A 381-nucleotide genomic window follows, 5' to 3' on the forward strand; every position below is an offset into this window, starting at 1 on the left:
GACAGAGTAGAGTGCGTAATCGGGGCTTATCTGAACCATTACTTGACCCAAAATCGTCCGGTACAAAAAACCGTCAGAAAGCACTACGCTTACTAACCTTCTAGAATTTGGTGGCCCCTATGTGACTTGAACACATGAACAATCGATTATGAGTCGACTGCTCTAACCACTGAGCTAAGGGGCCAAATAAGAGCCAAGATTATAGGAGAACTAGGGCAGGGTGTCTAGACGATGTGACGGCTAATTGCGCTTAGTTTTTATCCACTTAGCACAATAAATAACAAAAAAGGTGAGCCGAGGCTCACCTTTTGTCTGAAACACGCTGTGTTATTCGTCTAAGAAGCTGCGCAGCGTTTCTGCGCGGCTTGGGTGACGCAGTTT

The 381-nt window shown here is 45.9% G+C and carries 1 tRNA gene; it reads right to left on the bottom strand.

Features of this window, described 5'->3' with window-relative positions:
- Window positions 1–108: 108 nt before the first annotated feature.
- A tRNA-Ile gene (locus UF06_RS23035) sits at window positions 109–184 on the bottom strand.
- Window positions 185–381: the final 197 nt, after the last annotated feature.

The organism is Vibrio sp. S234-5 (assembly GCF_000960595.1).
Classification (GTDB): Bacteria; Pseudomonadota; Gammaproteobacteria; order Enterobacterales; family Vibrionaceae; genus Vibrio.